This window comes from Pseudomonas sp. 43(2021), from assembly GCF_017490805.1.
GTDB lineage: Bacteria > Pseudomonadota > Gammaproteobacteria > Pseudomonadales > Pseudomonadaceae > Aquipseudomonas.
In genome coordinates this window covers 1-700 of sequence record NZ_JAFGYJ010000118.1, presented here as the reverse complement: position 1 = coordinate 700, position 700 = coordinate 1, and the positions used below count along the sequence as shown (strand labels likewise).

At 71.9% G+C, this 700-nt stretch carries 1 protein-coding gene; it reads left to right on the top strand.

The features are described from left to right. The coding region (locus tag J5M71_RS26270; RefSeq protein WP_207838377.1) for a class I tRNA ligase family protein at positions 1-700 on the top strand (700 nt) is incomplete at both ends.

Sequence of the window (700 nt, the reverse complement as noted above, 5' to 3'; positions counted from 1 at the left end):
ATCGTGCACTGCGCGGCGTGCGGCCCCGTCGCGGTGCCCGAGCACGCATTGCCCGTGCGGCTGCCGGAGGACGTCGATCTGAGCCGGCCCGGCAATCCGCTCGAGCACCACGCGCGCTTTCGCGACGTGCGCTGCCCGCGCTGCGGCGCGAGCGCGCGGCGCGACGCGCAAACCCTCGAAGCCTATTCGAGCCCGTGGTGGTACCACTGGATGTGCAAGCGCGTCGATGTCGACGATCCGTTCAACCGCGACGACGCGAACGCATGGCTGCCGGTGGATCTGATGATCGGCGGCGCCGACCAGGTGCGAACCTGCTTCTTCCACGTGCGGATGATCGCGCGCGCGCTGCGCGGGATGGGCATCGCCGATGTCGACGAGCCCGTGACGACGCTGCTCGCGCTCGGCATGGTCAAGCAGGACGACCGCAAGATGAGCAAGAGCGCGGGCAACGCGGTGAGCCTCGCATCGATCATCGAGCGCTACGGCGCCGACGCGCTGCGCCTCGCGATCATCGGCGCGGCCGCGCCCGAGAACGACGTCAACTGGTCGGACGACCTCGTGCGCCGGCAGCGCGCGTTCGTCGCGCGGCTGTGGGCGTTCGTCCACCGGGTCGCCGAGACCGAAGCCGGCATCGCCGCCGCGCACGACGCGGGCGATCCGCCGGCCGCCGGCCGGCCCGATGCGCTGCAACGGCGAATGC